Consider the following 19,262-nt stretch of genomic DNA (forward strand, 5'->3'; position numbering starts at 1 on the left):
ATTGACAATAGGCTGTGTTTCGTGATAACATCTCTATGTTATAGTTTATAGCACCTAAACGGCTATATGCTACAACCGCACAGGACAGGTTACAAAATGACATTGTATGTCTACCTCGTTTTGGCGAGTCTTAGTAATTATGAGGAGGTGCAATTATGTACGCAATTATCGAAACAGGTGGAAAACAAATTAAAGTTGAAGCTGGTCAAGCAATCTACGTAGAGAAATTAGACGTAGAAGCTGGTGAAACTGTTACTTTTGACAAAGTTCTTTTCGTTGGTGGCGAAGCTGTTAAAGTTGGTAGCCCAGTTGTAGAAGGTGCAACAGTTACTGCGAAAGTTGAAAAACAAGGTCGCGCTAAGAAAATTATCGTTTTCAAATACAAAGCGAAAAAGAACAATCGTAAAAAACAAGGTCATCGTCAACCATACACGAAATTAGTGATTGAAGCAATCAACGCTTAATTCGGGTTGTCATGATTAAAATTACGATTAATCGCACGGAATTAGGAAGTATCCAATCATTTAAAATGACCGGACACGCTAATTTTGCGCCGCATGGACAAGATCTTGTCTGCGCTGGAACAACGGCGGTTGTGTTTGGTGTGATAAATGCTGTGGAATCACTTTGTAATGTGCAAGCAACTATTGAACTTGGAAAAGATGGTGGATTCTTGATGTATGAATTGCCTAGTGATCTAGATGATTCTATAAGAGAAAAAGCATGTTTTCTATTAGAGGGCATGGTTGTTTCGCTAAAAACGATCGAACTTGATTACGGAAAATATATCCGATTAATAGAAAAAGTGCAGGAGGTGTAACGTATGTTAAGATTAGATCTTCAGTTTTTCGCATCTAAGAAAGGTGTGGGTAGTACAAAGAACGGTCGTGACTCTCAGTCAAAACGTCTTGGTGCTAAACGCGCAGATGGTCAAATGGTTTCAGGTGGTTCAATTCTTTACCGTCAACGCGGTACAAAAATTTATCCAGGTGTTAACGTTGGTCGTGGTGGCGATGACACATTATACGCGAAAGTTGACGGCGTAGTACGCTTCGAGCGTCTTGGCCGTGACCGCAAACAAGTGAGCGTATATCCTGTTGCTCAAGAAGCATAAGAAACTCACGGAAAGCTCTAACCTGGGTGCAGGTTAGAGTTTTTCTATATTAAAGGGGTATATGAATGAAGGAAAAATGGACAATTATAGATGCGCTGCGTCACTCGAGGCATGATTGGCTCAATCGTATGCAGATGATTAAAGGAAATCTTTCGCTTGGAAGAGTGGAAGAAATTCATGAGCTCATCAATCGTTTTGTCCAAGAAGCGAGACAAGAATCGAATCTGATAGGGCTTTCTATGCCCAAGTTTTCAGAATGGATTTTAACATATAATTGGAAACGGCACCCGTGCTTGTTGGAGTACGAAGTATTAGGAAAGATACATAATTTATCACATCTAGATGAGAGCGTTTCTATATGGACGGCTCAATTTTTCCAAATGCTTGAGCATAGTTTAGACGTTTATGTTGAAAATTATGTTTGTATCACAGTTGAATGTGAAGATGAGGATGCTCGTTTCTTTTTTGATTTTCGTGGCAAGCTAACAGATGTACAAGAAATACAAGAATGGCTTGCGAATCAGCATAATAAATGGTTTTCCATTTCTTATACAGTGCGAGAGGAAGAAATCTCGGTTATATTACAACTACTAGAAAAAAGTGTGGTGAGATAATGTTTGTAGATCAGGTCAAGATATATGTAAAAGGCGGCGACGGTGGAAACGGAATGGTTGCATATCGTCGTGAGAAATATGTTCCAAAAGGTGGCCCAGCAGGCGGTGATGGTGGTAAAGGTGCCGATGTTGTTTTCGTTGTAGACGAAGGATTACGTACATTAATGGATTTCCGCTATCAGCGTCATTTTAAAGCAGATCGCGGTCAACATGGAATGAGTAAAAACCAACATGGCCGTAAAGCGGATGATTTAATTGTAAAGGTTCCGCCGGGAACAGTTGTAAAAGATGAAGCTACTGGTCAAATTCTTGCGGATTTAGTAACGCATGAGCAATCAGCAGTTATCGCACGCGGTGGACGCGGTGGACGTGGTAACTCACGTTTTGCGACGCCAACGAACCCAGCTCCAGAAATCGCTGAGAACGGGGAGCCAGGTCAAGAGCGCGAGGTAGTACTAGAATTGAAAGTGTTAGCTGATGTTGGACTTGTTGGTTTCCCAAGTGTTGGTAAATCAACATTATTGTCTGTTGTATCATCGGCACGTCCGAAAATTGCCGAATATCACTTTACAACAATTGTTCCAAACCTTGGAGTAGTTGAAACAGGTGATGGACGCAGCTTCGTTATGGCAGACCTTCCAGGATTGATTGAAGGTGCACACGAAGGTGTTGGACTTGGACACCAATTTTTACGTCATATTGAGCGTACACGCGTTATTGTTCATGTGATTGATATGTCTGGTTTAGAAGGACGCGATCCATATGAGGATTACGTAACGATTAATAACGAGCTAAAAGAATACAATCTGCGTCTAACAGAGCGTCCACAAGTTATTGTTGCAAACAAAATGGATATGCCAGATGCAGAAGAAAATTTACAAGCGTTCAAAGAAAAAGTGGGCGATGAAGTTAAAATCTTCCCTATTTCTGCGGTAACGCGTCAAGGTGTTCGAGATTTACTATTTGAAGTAGCAAATCTAATAGAAACAACACCAGAATTCCCAGTGCATGAAGTGATCAGTGAATCCGATGCAAGTGTAATGTACAAATTTGAGGCTGAAGGTTCTAAATTTGAGATTACACGTGAAAGCGACGGTACATTTGTCGTTTCTGGTTATGACATTGAGAAAACATTCAAGATGACAGACTTTACTCGTGATGAATCTGTGCGCAGATTCGCTCGTCAAATGCGCGGTATGGGCATTGATGAAGCACTTCGCGCGCGCGGTGCAAAAGATGGCGATATTGTAAAAATTCTTGAATATGAATTTGAATTTATCGATTAAGACTGCCGAAATACGGCAGTCTTTTTTTTATCAAAGTAAAAAAATCTCCTCAAATGGAAATTTACCCTTATAATGGAAAATGGGTAGATGTAAGACACGTAGCAATGGTGTCTTCATGTGCTTTTAAAAAGGGAGTGGAGATTACATGTATAAAATATTAATTGTAGAAGATGATCTGAAAATTGCTGATATTTTAGAAGGACATCTAGAGAAATACGGTTATCAGTCAGTTCGCGTGCAAGATTTTCGTCATATAAAAGATGAATTTGCAAAAGTGAATCCTCATTTAGTTTTACTTGATATTAATTTACCATACTTTGACGGTTTTTATTGGTGCCGTCAAATTCGTACTATTTCCAATGCGCCGATTATTTTCGTGTCCGCACGTACGGGAGAAATGGATCAAGTGATGGCAATTGAAAATGGCGGAGATGATTACATTACGAAACCATTTCATTTAGATATTGTCATGGCAAAGGTAAAAAGTGCACTACGCCGTGTGTACGGTGAATATGCTTCATCGACAGAAAGTGATTATTTTGGAGTCAGTGGGTTACTTTTATTTCCAGCACAGCATATGGTAGAGTGGCAAGGAAAGCAAGTGGAGCTTACAAAAAATGAATATTATTTATTAGAATGCTTAATGAAGCAAGCGGATCAATATGTAACGAGAGAAGAATTATTAGAGGCGTTATGGGATGAAATTGCTTTTGTTGATGATAATACTTTAACTGTAAATGTAAAGCGTGTTCGTAAAAAGTTAGAGGAGATTGGCATTGTAGATGCAATTGTTACGAAACGGGGCTATGGATATGCGCTCCTAACGAACTGGGTGAATGAACATGAATCTTAAAAAGTATGTGATGGACCGTATTGCATTGCTTGTTTCTTACATCATGAGTGTGGTTCTATTTGGTCTTGTCTTGCAGCTGCAAGCTTCTTTGCAAAAACAATCTATAAATTGGACTACTTGGCTATATGGATTTTTATTATCGATCGTCGTTTTTGCTTTCTTTCTTATGTATGATTACCGGAAAAGACAAGCTTTCTTGCAAAAGGTAGAACATTACATTGCAGAGGGACACGAGCTGCATCATTCTTTATCGATTAGTTCGTCATATTCATACGAACAAGAAGCGATTGTGGAAGCCTTTTCTCTTTTGAGACAACAATATATGAATGAAGTGCATGAACAACAGGCAAAAGGAGAGCAGCAAACGATCTTTATGAACCAGTGGATTCATCAAATGAAAACGCCGGTATCTGTCATTGAATTATTGCTGCAAAAGCTTGGACAAACGCACCGCGAAGCAAGAGATACGATTGAAAGTATTCGTGAAGAAAATAATCGTATTTTACAGGGGTTAGATTTAGCACTTCATATGGCACGCCTTGAGCAGTTTGGGAAAGATTATAAAATAGAAGAAGTCAATGTGGTGGACATTGTTCGTGATAGTATTAACCAGCATAAAAAAACATTTATTCAGTATTCTGTATATCCGAAAGTCATGTTTGATAAAGAGCAGTATATGGTAGCTTCGGACCAAAAGTGGCTCAGTATTGCAATTAATCAAATTGTGATGAACGCACTGAAGTATACAAGAATTACAGAAAAAGAGAAAAAGGAGATTACATTTCAGATAGAAGAAACAGAAAGTGTCATTACATTACATATTTGTGATAGCGGAATAGGGATTCCAAAACAAGATATAAAGCGAATTTTCGAGCCATTTTTTACAGGGGTCAATGGACGGAAAACAAGAGAAGCGACAGGTATGGGATTATATATTACAAAGCAAATTTGTGATCATCTTAGCCACGGAATTTCTGTGCAGTCGATAGAGGATGAGGGGACAACATTTACGTTCGAGTTCTCGAAAGATAAAGGATATCATCAAATGATGAGGAAAATGACAAAATTGTAAGATAACAAACCGTTTTGTAAGGGAAATCACTCGTTACTTTCCCTCGTTTTTTCTATAGTAAAAGTAAGAAGAAAGTACATAGGGGGATGTAAAATGAGTGTTCTTGAAGTAAAAGGTTTAACAAAAGTATATCAATCAAAAGGTTCGATAACGACGACAGCACTAAATAATATTAACTTTAAAATTGAAGAAGGTGAATTTGTCGGCATTATGGGGCCATCAGGAAGCGGGAAAACAACGCTTCTAAATTTACTAGCAACCATTGATAAGCCAACATCTGGTCATGTCTATATGAACGGTGAAGAAATAAGTCAAATGCGTGCTGCTAAGCTTGCAGCGTTTCGCCGTACACACTTAGGATTCATCTTCCAAGATTTTAACTTGCTTGATACGCTATCAATTAAGGAAAATATCATTTTGCCGCTTGTGATGGCAAACCGTCCTGTGAAAGAAATTGATGCGAAAGTATTAGAGATTGCAAAATTTCTAAATATCGAAGAAATTTTACATAAAAGGGTGTATGAAGTATCAGGTGGTCAGCAACAACGTGCAGCAGCGGCCCGAGCTATTATTCATCAACCAACTTTAATTTTAGCCGATGAACCAACAGGAAACTTAGACTCCAAATCAGCAAAATCGTTAATGGGTGCTCTGCAAGAACTTCATGAAGAGAAGCAAGTGACGATTGCGATGGTAACGCATGATCCTGTTGCTGCAAGCTATTGCGAACGTATTTTGTTCATTCGTGACGGCGAAATCTTTTCAGAGATTCATAAAGGCGAAACAAAGCAAGCCTTTTTCCAAGAAATATTAGATGTACTTGCGATGTTAGGAGGAGAGCACCATGAGCTTTCGGCAGCTCGCGTTTAATAATGTCAAAAGTAATTGGCGGAATTATAAAGCGTTTTTAATTAGTAGCTGTTTATCGATTATTGTGTTCTTTATGTATGCTTCGTTTATTTATCATCCTGATGTGGTAGGCGGTAACATTAGTCAGAAAATGCGTGTAGAAAAAGGGTTAGAAGCATCGAATTATATTGTTGTTATTTTTTCAGCCCTATTCATTTTATATTCAAACTCTATCTTTTTACGGGCTCGAAAAAAAGAATTAGGATTATTAACATTAATGGGTGCAACAAAAGGGCAATTAGGAAGAATGATTATACTAGAGCAAATGATACTAGGATGCATTTCCCTTGTCATTGGTATTGCTCTTGGTATGCTTGGCTTACCGCTTTTTTTTAAAGCCGTAAGTGTTGCGGTGGGAATTGAAACATCATTGCCATTTGTATGGAATGGAAAAGCGATTACGATTACAGCTAGTGTGTATCTCGTTCTCTTTTTCGTATTATCACTACTAGGGCTATGGACGATATGGAGATTACAAATTGTTGATTTAATCCGTGATGCGAGAAAACAAAGAGTGGAGCCGTTTTCTTTCACATGGCTATTCTTAGCCGGTTCACTATGTATTATTGTCGCTTACGTTCTTTGTTTCCGCGTAACGTTCATGAATTTTATTACATACTTTTTACCAATTGTCGGGTTAACAATTGTCGGAACATATTTTTTATTCACACAAGGAAGTGTTGTTTTGCTAAAAGCGCTGCAAAAAAGAAAGTCGCTTTTTTATCAGCAGCCAAACTTGTTTGTATTAAGTAATTTAATTTACAAAATGAAAGATAATGCTCGTTTTCTATTTGTCATCTCGATTATTACAGCAGTTGTGGCGTCAGCGTTAGGTACGCTATATGTTTTTTTTGAAGATATGACCAATAAAGTGGTTTCACAACATCCGCATGCGGTTGCGTATACCGAAAAAGGCATTGGATCGAACGAAATCATTGATGAGAAAAATGTACAAGCATTGTTGCAGAAGCATGGATTTGAAGATGCGCGAAAAGCTACGCTTGAGATCGTACCAGGGAAAATGAAAGTAAATATGATGGACCAAGAGCGAGAATTTGACTTATTGATCATATCTGAAAAAGAGTTTAATAAAGAAGCAAAGGCGCAAAAGAAGGAAGAAATCCATAATGCGACTGGAACTGGCACCCTTGTTATAGAAGGGATGATAAATGACTTTATACAAGTAGGTCAGAATAAACCGTTTGAATTCACGGTTCAAAATCAACCGCAAAGCATCAAATTAAATCAACTTTATACAGAAAATGTATTTAATGAGATTGGCTTTTTAGTATTGAATGAGAAAGATTATGCAAAGTACGCGAGTTTCGTTCCAAATGAAGAGAAAGAGAAATATTACGGATATGGAATCGATAATTGGAAGGCAACAGAGGGGCTTGCGACAGATATGAAAAATCAAATTGCTCCGGAAAAACAAAGAGCGTTTTCGAATGCTAGTTTAATATATAAAGAAGTAAAAGAAAATGCTTCAATCACCATGTTTATTGGCTTTTTTGTAACAATACTGTTTTTCTTTTTCGCTTGCAGTATGACGTACTTTAAATGGTTTAATGATAAAGAACAGGACCGTATCCAGTTTAATTCATTAAAAAGAATCGGGATGACAGATAAAGAAATTCGTACAATTGCAGTGCGACAAATGGGGGCAATCTTCTTTATTCCGATTTTGATAGGTGTTCTGCACAGTGGGTTTGCATTATATACGTTAGGGAACATGTTGTATTTAGACTTATGGAAGTCAGGAGCAGTTATTATTACAGCATACGTACTAGCATCAGCATTATATTTTGCAATTGCACAAAGAGGGTATTTGAAGCATGTAAAAAGCTAGGAGTTCCTAGCTTTTTACGTATGTAAGGGGTTGTAAAGGGGGTGGAAAGGTGAAGTTTTACCAACTTACTTTTCAAAATGTTAGAGGGAATTGGCACAACTATAAAATATTTTTCTTAAGCAGTTGTTTTTCTGTATTTGCTTTTTTTATGTATACATCTATTATTTTGCATCCTCACATAAGTGATGTGTATAAGGGAGTACAATCGGGCCTTATGGTGTGTGATGTGATTGTAATTGCTTTCTCCATTATATTCATTCTTTATTCTAGTTCGATATTTATACAATCTCGCAAAAAAGAATTTGGGCTATTTATATTAATGGGAGCTACGAAAGTGAATGTCATATGTATGATGATAATGGAGCAAATGGCAGTTGGGCTCATTGCGAGCTTTGCCGGGATTGGGATTGGTCTGTTATTTTTAAAGCTATTTTTTATGATTTTTAGTTTATTGCTTAATATGCCGAATCAATTGTCGTTTATTTTTAGTCTAAAAGCTGTTGTTATAACGATTATCGCATACAGTACTATGTTTCTTTTTTTATCAATTTTTAGTGCACTACGTATATGGAAAATCGAAATTATTCATTTATTAAAGGAAATTGAGGAAGGAAAAAAGGACGCAAAGAGTAAGAAGTGGCTTTGGTGGTTCGGTTTCGTCTGTATAGGAATTGGCTATGGTTTAACAACAAAAGTGACGATGATGAATATTGCTTTGTATTTTATACCTGTTTCCATTTTAACGACAATTGGTACGTATTTTGTATGTACACATGGTACGATTCAAGTATTACAAGGGATTAAAAGTAGAAAGAGTGTGATGTATCAATATCCGTATTTATTCGTTGTCAATCAGTTGTTACATACAGTAAAAGATAATCGACGTTTTTTCTTTATTTTATCTATATTAACAACGATAGTAGTAACAGCTACAGGCTCTGTCTATTTATTTTTTTCAAGTATGAAAGAACAATTTCGTTACAATCAGCCTCATGCTTTCTCATATGTTGAAAAAGGAATTGGTTCTAAGGAAGTAATGGAGAAAGAAACGGTTGAAAATCTGTTCCGTAAGCACGGTGTCAATGATTTTCGTTATGTAACGTTTGTTGGAATCCCGGTAACATTTCAGTTAGATTCTGATAAAGAGTCTTATGCAACTGTGATCAGCGAAGACGAGTATAATAGAGAAGCAAAAAGGCAGTCGAAGCAGCAGGTGCATCCGAAAGAAGGAACAGTAACATTTGTTTATTATGGTAATTATGATGTTCCGCCTCGGCATCATAAGAAGTATATTAATTTTAAAGCGCTAGGAGAAACATATCAATTTGCATATAACGGAGCATATGAAGGAAATGTATTTAATACAGATACTAACCAGCGTAGTGGAAGGTTTCTTATTATGCATAATCAAGATTTTCAAAAGCTTTCTCGTCAAGTTCCTGACCATGAAAAATATGTATATAGCGGATATGAATTAAGAGATTGGGAGAATACAGAAAGATTAGGTGAAGAATTACAAGCTCACATTTCAAAAAGCACGGAAGGGATAACGCGCAATAATATGCTCATATATAAGACGACGAAAGACGGAGGGAATCTCGTATTATTTATCGGTTCATTTATTAGTGTTCTCTTTTTTCTTGCATCCTGCAGCACAGTTTATTTTAAATGGTTTCATAATATTGAATATGACCGCATGCAATATCAAGCTCTTTTAAAAATAGGGATGACAAAGCAAGAAATATATAAGATTTCACGTTGGCAACTAGGGATTCTATTCTTTTTCCCCATTTTATTAGGAAGCATACATAGTGCAGTTGCCTTGCATACGTACTACGTTGCCTTTTTTATGTCTAAATCATTTGGGCTCGTTTTAGAGGTCATTGTAGTTTATCTCATCGCGTGTATACTCTATTTTTTCTTTGCGCAAAAAGAATATATGAAACATATAGGCTAGCTCTTGTTAGTCTTTTTGTTTTAATATTCAAAAAATAAGTAGAAGAATAGGAGGGTTTATGGTATAACAGTAAGAAAATGAAAAAAGAGGGGACAAGATGACGATTCGAGTTGGCTATTTAGGACCAGAAGCAACATTTACAAATATGGCGGTGAGTCGCTTCTTTCCTGAGGCTGAACATGTACCATATAGAACCATTCCAGATTGTATAGATGCAGCAGCAAATGATGTTGTAGACTTTGCAGTTGTACCGCTTGAAAATGCAATTGAAGGCTCCGTAAATATTACGATTGATTATCTTGTGCATGAGCAAACATTGCCAATTGTTGGTGAAATTACAGTGCCTGTCCAGCAACATCTGCTCGTACATCCGCAGTACGCACAAGTATGGCAAGACGTATATGCGGTACATTCTCATCCGCATGCGATTGCGCAGTGTCATAAGTTTTTAAATCAAGAATTAAAAGGTGTGACGGTTCGTGATATGACATCAACGAGTGCTGCCGCGCAGTTTGTGATGGAGCATCCGGAAGAAAAAATTGCGGCAATTGCAAATGAGGCAGCGGCTGAAAAATATGGATTATCCATTGTACAGCGTGATATTCATACGCATAAAAATAATCATACGCGTTTTCTTGTATTGCATAAGAATGAACAAGTGGAATTGCCGAGAAATGGGGAGCAACGCGGAAAGAAAACAACGCTTATGGTAACGTTACCTTCAGATTATGCAGGTGCATTATATCAAGTGTTATCCGCATTTGCGTGGAGAAAATTAAACCTTTCCAAAATTGAATCTCGTCCGATGAAAACAGGGCTTGGCAATTATTTTTTCTTAATTGATGTAGAGAAAGAGTATGATGATGTCCTGCTTCCGGGAGTAAGAATGGAGTTAGAAGCACTTGGCTTTTCGGTTACGTTACTTGGGAGTTATTCTTCTTATTGGGTATAAAAAAAATCCCGTTGCATATGCAATGGGATTTTTTATGTTAATTTTGCGAGTCGTGCTGTTAATGATTTTCGCCAATCTTCTGCGAGTTCGGGAACCGCGATAATCTTTTCCATGCTCTCTACATCTTTTTGTCCTCGGAAATAGACTTCATTTGCAAATAGAATAGAAACTTGGTATGGATGACGTTCGAGTAATGTAATTTGTGAATCTTTTCGAACCGTTCCTTCTTGCAAAACGCGGCATAAATATCCTGTATAGCCAGTTTCGACAATGCGAGGTAAAATATCAGGAATGCCGAGTCTTTTCGAAATTGTACTACATGGGATTCTTCCTTGCGTTACTTGAATAATTGCATCTCCAAGCTGATAGATGTCCCCAATATAAACATCTTGTTCCAACATATTTGTGACTGTTATATTTTCTCCGAATGCAGATGTAGGAAGTGATGTATGAAACTCGTTTTCCCACAGCTCATAATGTTCATAAGGGTAGACACAAACGGCACGATCGGGCCCTCCGTGAAAACGTAAGTCCGCAACACCGTCTCCTTTAAATCCATCTTTTGATAAAAAGGCATCCTCAACAAGCCGTTTACATATGCCGGTTGTCATTTCTTTATCCTCTGCATATTGGATTGTTTTTGGTTTTCCGATGCTAAAGTGAATGAGTTCGATTCCCATATATTCTCTCCTTTCCCATCATTTTTTTCTATTGTAGCATGGATAAAAACAAAAAAATGCACAGAGATAGTAAAATTCTCTGTGCGTCTTTTAATAAACAAGAAATCCAGCTCTGTCTAACGCTTCACAAGCTGCATTTAATTTTTCAATAGAATCTGCCTCAATTGTGTGCAAATGAATTCCATCTGTAAGTTGAGATAAATAAGTCGCTTTTGTTTCTTCGATCTTTTTTAAATATTGTTCAAGTTCAAATCGGTTACTTACCAGAATCAAGGCAGTTAAATCTCCGTACACTGGATGTTCAACTTTTACATCTTTAATTGTAACTCCATGGTCAACGAGTATCGTAAGCTCTTGGCGTACTTGTGATGGCTCATGCTGAGAAACGATAGTGCGTTCGAATGTAGTATGTTGTTTTTCTGACGGTTTTAAATATAAATATCCTTGTGCCGTTGCTATAATGGGTTCGTTTCGTGCTTTTAATAAAGAAATATCTTGTACGATAACCTGACGGCTTACGTTTGTTTTCTTTGCTAATTCACTGCCGGATAACGGTTTACTTGCAGCGAGGAGCCATTGTAAAATGAGCTGTCTTCTTTCCTCACCTAAAATCTTTTTTTGTTCATTTTGATTCATTTCCTATTAACCCCTCTATTAAATTGATTTCCAATTGCTATAAGTGCATGAATTGTTGCATCAATATGTTCTGTTGTTGTTTGATGTCCGAATGAAAAGCGGACATATTGCTTCGCTTCGTCATGTTTTTTTCCAATCGCAAGCATCGTTTTAGAAGGCTCCTGTTTCCCGATTTGACAAGCGCTTCCTGTTGAAATCGCAATACCGCGGCGATTGCACTCTAGCATTGTATACTGTCCTTCTATTCCTTTTATTGTAACCCCAATGATATGTGGTAAACAAGAAGTAGAATGGCCTTCAACTTGTATTTCGTGTGAAATGGCTTGTAATTGCTGAATAAAGTATGCTCGTAATTCTTGTAAACGAGTTACTTCCAGTTGTTGATTCTTTAACATGTGCTGCGCTGCTGTAATAAACGAAGCGATGCCAGGAACATTCACGGTGCCGGGGCGAAACCCTTTTTCATGAGAGGTGCCAGGAAACACTTGCCCCCAACGAACTTGTGGATTTATATAGCATGCTCCCACCCCTTTCGGGCCGTAAATTTTATGAGCAGAAACAGAGAGACTATCAATGTTCATCTTAGTTACATCGATTGGTATTTTCCCAAATGTTTGCACGCAATCTGTATGAAATAAGACGTTATGTTTTTTGAGAATGGCTCCAATTTCAGCAATTGGTTGCAGCGTTCCAATTTCAGAGTTTCCATGTTGTATGCTGGCAAGCACAGTGTGTTCGGTAATAGAACGCTCGAGTGCATCAAGTTGAATCATGCCACAGCTATCCACAGGGACTTCGGTAATTTCATAGCCTTGCTCTTGAAGAAGGTGAAAGTAATTTCGGATAGAGGCATGTTCCATAGGTGTTGTAATGATATGCTTGCCGTTTCGAGCATTTAGTAATGATTGAAGCGCAAGATAGTTGGACTCTGATCCGCCACTCGTAAAAAAGATACCTTGTTCTTTCCCACTAATCATAGCAGCAAATGCTTGGCGGCAAGACTGTAATAAAGAGGAGGCGGTACCGCCAATATCATGTAAGCTTTGTTCATTTCCAAAATAATGTTCAGCGGCTTTTGTATACGTCTCTAGCGCCTCTTTACTCATAGGTGTTGTTGCAGCATAATCCATATATATCATAGAGCATAGCCCTTTCTTTATAAGATTTTCTTTTCGTTTTTATTGTCATTTTATAAAAAGCTCTTGTCATTATTTTAAATATATGTAAATATAGGTGTCAAGACAGTTGAAAAGTGTAAAGTAGGGGGCAATGAAAATGCCAAATGCAGATGTCTTAATTATCGGAAGCGGGGTTGCGGCGCTGCGCGTTGCGCAAACAATTTGTCACGAAAAGAATGTGATGCTTATCACAAAGAAAACGAGACGGAATAACAATACAAATTTGGCGCAAGGCGGGATTGCGGCAGCAGTTGCTTCATACGATCATCCAGATGATCATTATAAAGATACGCTTACAGCAGGGTGTCATTATAACAATCCGAAAGCTGTTCGTTATTTAGTAGAGCAAGGGCCGAGAGAAATGAAAACTTTATTAGATAACGGTATGCGCTTTGACGGTGATGAACGAGGATTACACCTTGGAAAAGAAGGTGCGCATCGAAAACGACGTATTTTACATGCTGGCGGAGATGCGACCGGGAAAAATTTGCTAGAGCATCTTGCAGAGCAAGTACTTCCATATGTGACGGTTGTTGAACAAGAAATGGTTTTGGATTTCATGATAGAAAATCAAACTTGTCACGGTGTTGTTACACGTGATAGTGAAGGAAATATACAAAAATATTACGCACAGTGTGTTGTGCTGGCAACAGGCGGTATTGGCGGAGTATATGCGTTTACTTCTAATGATCGTACTGTTACGGGTGATGGGTTAGCGATGGTATATAGAGCTGGGGGAGAGCTTGTTGATTTAGAATTTGTACAGTTTCATCCAACGATGTTATATGTAAATGGGGATTGTTGCGGTCTTGTGTCAGAAGCAGTGCGCGGAGAAGGAGCTATTCTTCGAAACGCAAAAGGAGAGCGGTTTATGACGCGTATTCATGAACAACAAGACCTTGCACCGCGTGATGTGGTCGCGCGTGCCATCCATGAACAAATGTTAGCTGGTGAAACGGTGTATGTAGATATCTCATCTATTTCAAATTTTGAAGAACGTTTTCCAACCGTTTCTTTTTTATGTAAAAAGAATGGCGTTAACCTGGAAAATAAGTATATTCCAGTTGTACCAGGTGCTCATTTTCATATGGGCGGTGTAAAAACAAATTGTAACGGGGAAACATCGATCAACCGTTTATATGCAGTGGGTGAAGTCGCATGTAATGGCGTACATGGTGCGAACCGCCTTGCGAGTAATTCGTTATTAGAAGGCCTTGTATTTGGAAAACGTGTAGGGGAACACATTTTAGCAAATATCGGGTCACAAATAGTGACTAGCCACGTAATGATACAAGGCGATTTACAACATATGCAGTTACCGCAAAAAGAAGAAATACAAGAGATGATGATGAAATATGTTGGCATTGTCCGTACAGAAGAAGGCTTATTGTATGCGAAGCAATGGCTGGAGCAGTATGAAATATATAACAAGCCGCTCTCATATGAAACCCTTACAAATGAGGATATAACGATTATCAATATGTTAACTGTTTGTCAGTTACTAACAAAAGCTGCAATGCAAAGAAAAGAGAGTATTGGCGGTCATTATCGCAGTGATTTTCCAAAGCGTAGTAATGAGGTGCACGAAATTGTAATGAGAAAGAAAAAGTTACAATTAGCATAGCGAAGGGAAAAGAGGGGTTCTATGAATACATTAAAAGTAAAAGAGGCATTGAAACAATTTTTTCTAGAAGATATCGGGGAGCGAGATGTAACATCGCAGTTTATTTTTCCAAATGACTTGCAAGCGCGGGGAACGTTCCTAGTAAAGGATACGGGTATTTTTGCAGGGACCGATGTAATTAAGGAAGGTTTTACGTTATTAGATAATCGGATTGAAGTTACACTCCATGCAAAAGACGGAGATATGGTAAAAAACGGAGATATCCTTGCCACTGTACAAGGACCGATTGCTTCTTTATTAACAGCTGAGCGTGTTGTGTTAAATGTTATTCAGCGTATGAGCGGCGTAGCGACGATGACAAGAAAAGCAGTTACTGCACTAGGAAGCGATCATACACGCATTTGTGATACGAGAAAAACAATGCCAGGACTTCGTATGTTTGATAAATATGCTGTTGTATGCGGCGGTGGTTATAATCATCGCTTTGGATTATATGATGGTGTCATGATTAAAGATAATCATATTGCGTTCGCTGGTTCGATTACAAAAGCGGTAACAGCAGTGAAAGAGCGACTTGGACATATGGTGAAAGTAGAAGTAGAGACAGAAACGAAAGAACAAGTGTTAGAAGCAGTTGCTGCCGGGGCGGACATTATTATGTTTGATAATCGTATGCCAGAAGAAGTACGTGAATACTGTAAGCTTGTCCCAAGTGCGATTGTTACGGAAGCTTCTGGTGGAATTACGATTGAAAATTTAGCAGAGTATGGTCAAACAGGTGTAGATTACATTTCGTTAGGATTATTAACTCATTCTGTTAAAGCATTAGATATTAGTTTCAATATTGAAGTGTGATTGTGAGAAGGGAAGAGGGGGACTTCACAGATGAGTATTTTAGAAACAGTGCAATTAATTGAAACAATGTTACCAGAGCGTTATCAAACAATGGCAATTAAAGAAATGGAAGCGCGTGTACGTGAGATTAAAGAAAAGTTAGGGGAAAAGCTTTTCATTCCGGGGCATCATTATCAAAAAGATGAGGTCGTTCAATTTTCAGATTCAACGGGAGATTCCCTGCAGCTTGCGCAAGTAGCAGCGCGCAATAAAGAAGCAAAATATATTGTGTTTTGCGGTGTTCATTTTATGGCAGAAACAGCTGATATGTTAACAACAGATGAACAAATTGTCATTCTTCCCGATATGCGAGCTGGTTGTTCCATGGCCGATATGGCTGATATCGAACAAACAGAGCGAGCTTGGAAAGAATTGCAGCAATTATTCGGAGATACAATGCTTCCGTTAACATATGTAAACTCAACTGCTGCAATCAAAGCATTTTGCGGCCGAAATGGCGGCGCGACAGTTACATCTTCTAATGCGAAAGAGATGGTGAAATGGGCGTTTACACAAAAAGAACGTATTTTATTCTTACCAGATCAACATTTAGGACGTAATACAGCGTATGACCTCGGTGTACCATTGGAAAAAATGGCTGTTTGGGATCCGCACACAGATTCATTAGAATATGATGGGAATATGGAAGACGTTCAGGTTATTTTATGGAAAGGGCATTGTTCCGTCCATCAAAATTTCACTGTGAAGAATATTGAAAGTGTAAGAAAAAATCATCCGGATATGAATATTATTGTTCACCCAGAATGCTGTTATGAAGTTGTTGCAGCTTCTGATTATGCAGGTTCAACAAAATATATTATTGATATGATTGAAAAAGCTCCGTCCGGAAGTAAGTGGGCAATCGGTACAGAAATGAACTTAGTCAATCGTATTATTCAGCAGCACCCAGATAAAGAGATTATTTCGTTAAATCCATTCATGTGCCCGTGCTTAACGATGAATCGCATTGATTTACCACATTTACTATGGGCACTTGAAGCAATCGAGCGCGGCGAGCATGTAAATGTAATTCAAGTAGATAAAAAAATAACGGAAGAAGCAGTACTTGCGCTAAACAGAATGTTAGAGCGAGCATAGAAGCAACGGATTTCCGTTGCTTTTTCTTTTGTACATAATTCTTCTTTCATGAGCATACATTGTGTTGAAGCAATCATTGTGTTAATATCCGTTTTTATCCCGCATTAACGGACAGTAAGACCCCCACCTTAAGATTCAGAGAAAAGCGAAGAAGATAGGTGGAGATAACTGTCCGTAAAAGCCTGATTGGTTCAACTAACCGTCAGTGGGGGATGAAGAAAACCTCCACTGATGGAAGTTTCACTTTATTATAGATAAGTTATACAGGAGGGGGAAAATTTGAAAATTCATATCGTGCAAAAAGGGGATACCCTTTGGAAAATTGCGAAAAAGTACGGGGTGGATTTTGAAGCATTAAAAAACGCGAATACACAGCTCAGTAATCCAGACTTAATTATGCCGGGCATGAAAATTAAAGTACCATCTAACAGTGTTTCGATTAAAAAAAATCCAGGTGCTGGTTCAGTCCCTCCAAAAGAATATGTAAAAGAAGTGCAGCAAAAAGAATTTCCAGTTGCGCCTAAACCTCTTGGTATAGAAGAAGAGGAGGAAGCCGTTCCACAAGCTGGACCAATTACAGAAAAACCAGCAGCGCAAAAACCGCAGAAGGAAATGCAATTGAAACCACAAAAAGAAGTTCAAAAGGAGCAGCCTATACAAAAGGAGCAGCCTATACAAAAGGAGCAGCCTATACAAAAGGAACAGCCTATACAAAAAGAGAAACCAGTAGAAAAACTACCTGTTGTTGAGAAGCAACCCGTTGTTAGCAAAGTAGAAAAACAAAAAGAGAGCACAAAATTTTCCGTGAACATTTTACCACAGCCACCGCAACCGCCAGTAAAAGCGAAAAAAGATTATAAAATTGCAGATATTATAAAAAAAGGTAACGATTTAATTTCTCCGCAAGTAAATAAAATGAAGGGAAGTAATGTTGTCGCACCAGAAGTGAAGAAAGAAAATGTAAGTAATGTCGTCGCACCGGAAATGAAAAAAGAAAATGTAAGCAATATCATCGCGCCGGAAGCGAAGAAAGAAAATGTAAGTAATGTTGTCGCACCAGAAGTGAAGAAAGAAAATGTAAGTAATGTCGTTGCACCGGAAGTGAAAAAAGAAAATGTAAGCAATGTCGTCGCACCGCAGGTTACAAAAGAAATTCCACAAGTGCTTCCACCTAATGTTACGATGCCAATAATGGAGAATAGCCCAATACCAGGTGTTATGCCAATAATGGAAAATAGCCCAATACCAGATGTTATGCCAATGATGGAAAATAGCCCAATACCAAATGTGATGCCAATGATGGAAAGTAGCCACATGCCAAACATGATGCCGATGATGGAAAGTAGCCACATGCCAAACATGATGCCGATGATGGAAAGTAGCCACATGCCCAACGTGATGCCGATGATGGAAAGTAGCCACATGCCAAACATGATGCCGATGATGGAAAGTAGCCACATGCCAAACGTGATGCCGATGATGGAAAGTAATCAAATGCCAAACGTGATGCCGATGATGGAAAGTAATCAAATGCCAAACGTGATGCCGATGATGGAAAGTAATCAAATGCCAAACGTGATGCCGATGATGGAAAGTAGCCACATGCCAAACGTGATGCCGATGATGGAAAGTAGCCACATGCCAAATATGATGCCGATGATGGAAAGTAGCCACATGCCAAACGTGATGCCGATGATGGAAAGTAGCCACATGCCAAACGTGATGCCGATGATGGAAAGTAATCAAATGCCAAACGTGATGCCAATGATGGAAAGTAGCCATATGCCAAATGTGATGCCGATGATGGAAAATAATCAAATGCCACCATTTGCACCAATGCCGTATCCATATCAACCATCATACCCACAACAGATGCCATATCAACCATCATACCCACAACAGATGCCATATCAATCACCATATCCACAGCAAATGATGCCAGGACCACATTATCAAATGCCATATCAACAAAATCCATACTACGGCATGCCAGCAATGCAAGGTATGCCGCCAATGCAGGGCATGCCACCATATGATATGCAATACACTTCTATGCCAAATCCAAATGTCGCACCTATAACAATGGATAATAATGCACCGCCAATTGCGCCAATACAAGAGGATTGTGGTTGTGATGATGAACCTAAATTATATAGCCCGCAGCCAGGTATGCCATACTTCCCACGTGAAACTTATCAGCAAAACCCATATATTCCGTATACACCGCAGCCGGGTACAATGTATTATCCATCAAATCCTCCTTCCGTATTTGGTACACCATATCCGGAAGAAGAGGAAAATTAAAAAGAGTGTCAGGGAGCCGTTCTTTTATAAAGAACGGCTTTTTTGTGAAAATCTGTGTGGAAATTCGGAAAAGATTAGATAATATAATAAAATAAGTACAAATGAATCCTGCTGAGAAAGAAAGTAGCAGAAATGGAACAAAAAATTGAAAAACTTGTTGAGTGGTTACAAGCGAAAGTAAAAGTCTTATCATTGAGCGTCTTCATGCCCGCTCGGAGCATAAACGTCGTTTAGCAGCAGCA

Annotated in this window: 18 protein-coding genes and 1 other annotated feature; of the genes, 15 read left to right on the forward strand and 3 right to left on the reverse strand. The window is 38.5% G+C overall.

Going from position 1 to position 19,262, the window contains the following annotated elements:
- Positions 1-63: 63 nt before the first annotated feature.
- Positions 64-141: a sequence feature (ribosomal protein L21 leader region), on the forward strand.
- 14 nt (positions 142-155) lie between these two features.
- From rplU to pheA, 11 genes are all read left to right on the forward strand, one after another.
- Positions 156-464, forward strand: a complete 309-nt coding sequence (gene rplU, locus ACTDJC_RS01675; RefSeq protein WP_098305065.1) for a 50S ribosomal protein L21 — start codon at positions 156-158, stop codon at positions 462-464.
- An 11-nt stretch (positions 465-475) separates the two neighbouring features.
- Positions 476-820 carry a ribosomal-processing cysteine protease Prp gene (locus ACTDJC_RS01680; protein ID WP_098305063.1) on the forward strand — a complete coding sequence of 115 codons (345 nt, stop codon included), beginning with the start codon at positions 476-478 and terminating at the stop codon, positions 818-820.
- 3 nt (positions 821-823) lie between these two features.
- The gene (gene rpmA / locus ACTDJC_RS01685; RefSeq protein WP_017150650.1) at positions 824-1,114 is read left to right on the forward strand and encodes a 50S ribosomal protein L27; all 291 of its coding nucleotides are present in this window, start codon (positions 824-826) and stop codon (positions 1,112-1,114) included.
- 65 nt (positions 1,115-1,179) lie between these two features.
- Positions 1,180-1,728, forward strand: coding sequence for a sporulation initiation phosphotransferase B (locus ACTDJC_RS01690; protein ID WP_098305061.1), 549 nt, complete (start codon positions 1,180-1,182; stop codon positions 1,726-1,728).
- Positions 1,728-3,014: a GTPase ObgE gene (gene obgE / locus ACTDJC_RS01695; RefSeq protein WP_440602522.1), complete on the forward strand. Its 1,287-nt coding sequence runs from the start codon at positions 1,728-1,730 to the stop codon at positions 3,012-3,014. The genes ACTDJC_RS01690 and obgE overlap by 1 nt, the downstream gene beginning before the upstream one ends.
- Before the next feature lie 145 nt (positions 3,015-3,159).
- Positions 3,160-3,867: a response regulator transcription factor gene (locus ACTDJC_RS01700; protein WP_098305058.1), complete on the forward strand. Its 708-nt coding sequence runs from the start codon at positions 3,160-3,162 to the stop codon at positions 3,865-3,867.
- Positions 3,857-4,939 carry a sensor histidine kinase gene (locus ACTDJC_RS01705; RefSeq protein WP_440602523.1) on the forward strand — a complete coding sequence of 361 codons (1,083 nt, stop codon included), beginning with the start codon at positions 3,857-3,859 and terminating at the stop codon, positions 4,937-4,939. The genes ACTDJC_RS01700 and ACTDJC_RS01705 overlap by 11 nt, the downstream gene beginning before the upstream one ends.
- A gap of 93 nt (positions 4,940-5,032) precedes the next feature.
- A complete protein-coding gene (locus ACTDJC_RS01710) occupies positions 5,033-5,809 on the forward strand; it encodes an ABC transporter ATP-binding protein (protein ID WP_098305054.1) in 777 nt (258 codons plus the stop codon).
- Positions 5,784-7,697, forward strand: coding sequence for an FtsX-like permease family protein (locus ACTDJC_RS01715; RefSeq protein WP_440602524.1), 1,914 nt, complete (start codon positions 5,784-5,786; stop codon positions 7,695-7,697). Before ACTDJC_RS01710 ends, ACTDJC_RS01715 begins: the two co-directional genes overlap by 26 nt.
- Positions 7,698-7,746: 49 nt before the next feature.
- A complete protein-coding gene (locus ACTDJC_RS01720) occupies positions 7,747-9,654 on the forward strand; it encodes an ABC transporter permease (protein WP_440602525.1) in 1,908 nt (635 codons plus the stop codon).
- A gap of 97 nt (positions 9,655-9,751) precedes the next feature.
- Positions 9,752-10,606 carry a prephenate dehydratase gene (gene pheA, locus ACTDJC_RS01725; protein ID WP_440602526.1) on the forward strand — a complete coding sequence of 285 codons (855 nt, stop codon included), beginning with the start codon at positions 9,752-9,754 and terminating at the stop codon, positions 10,604-10,606.
- Between the two features lie 32 nt (positions 10,607-10,638).
- On the opposite strand, the gene ACTDJC_RS01730 is transcribed toward pheA, so the two are convergent.
- From ACTDJC_RS01730 to ACTDJC_RS01740, 3 genes are all read right to left on the reverse strand, one after another.
- Positions 10,639-11,286, reverse strand: a complete 648-nt coding sequence (locus tag ACTDJC_RS01730) for an MOSC domain-containing protein (RefSeq protein ID WP_440602527.1) — start codon at positions 11,284-11,286, stop codon at positions 10,639-10,641.
- A 90-nt stretch (positions 11,287-11,376) separates the two neighbouring features.
- Entirely contained in the window at positions 11,377-11,922 is a 546-nt protein-coding gene (locus tag ACTDJC_RS01735) for a transcription repressor NadR (RefSeq protein ID WP_098305044.1), read from the reverse strand.
- Positions 11,919-13,061, reverse strand: a complete 1,143-nt coding sequence (locus ACTDJC_RS01740) for an IscS subfamily cysteine desulfurase (protein ID WP_098305042.1) — start codon at positions 13,059-13,061, stop codon at positions 11,919-11,921. The genes ACTDJC_RS01735 and ACTDJC_RS01740 overlap by 4 nt, the downstream gene beginning before the upstream one ends.
- A gap of 136 nt (positions 13,062-13,197) precedes the next feature.
- Between ACTDJC_RS01740 and nadB the strand changes: the two genes are divergently transcribed.
- The 4 genes from nadB (at position 13,198) to safA (ending at position 19,020) form a co-directional block, all read left to right on the forward strand.
- The gene (gene nadB / locus ACTDJC_RS01745) at positions 13,198-14,724 is read left to right on the forward strand and encodes an L-aspartate oxidase (protein ID WP_440602528.1); all 1,527 of its coding nucleotides are present in this window, start codon (positions 13,198-13,200) and stop codon (positions 14,722-14,724) included.
- Positions 14,725-14,745: 21 nt separating this feature from the next.
- The gene (gene nadC / locus ACTDJC_RS01750; protein WP_440602529.1) at positions 14,746-15,579 is read left to right on the forward strand and encodes a carboxylating nicotinate-nucleotide diphosphorylase; all 834 of its coding nucleotides are present in this window, start codon (positions 14,746-14,748) and stop codon (positions 15,577-15,579) included.
- 30 nt (positions 15,580-15,609) lie between these two features.
- Positions 15,610-16,716 carry a quinolinate synthase NadA gene (nadA, locus tag ACTDJC_RS01755; protein WP_440602530.1) on the forward strand — a complete coding sequence of 369 codons (1,107 nt, stop codon included), beginning with the start codon at positions 15,610-15,612 and terminating at the stop codon, positions 16,714-16,716.
- Positions 16,717-16,995: 279 nt separating this feature from the next.
- Positions 16,996-19,020: a SafA/ExsA family spore coat assembly protein gene (gene safA / locus ACTDJC_RS01760; RefSeq protein WP_440602531.1), complete on the forward strand. Its 2,025-nt coding sequence runs from the start codon at positions 16,996-16,998 to the stop codon at positions 19,018-19,020.
- The last annotated feature ends 242 nt before the right edge of the window (positions 19,021-19,262 follow it).

The organism is Bacillus sp. GB_SG_008 (genome assembly GCF_052038115.1).
Taxonomy (GTDB): domain Bacteria; phylum Bacillota; class Bacilli; order Bacillales; family Bacillaceae_G; genus Bacillus_A; species Bacillus_A rhizoplanae.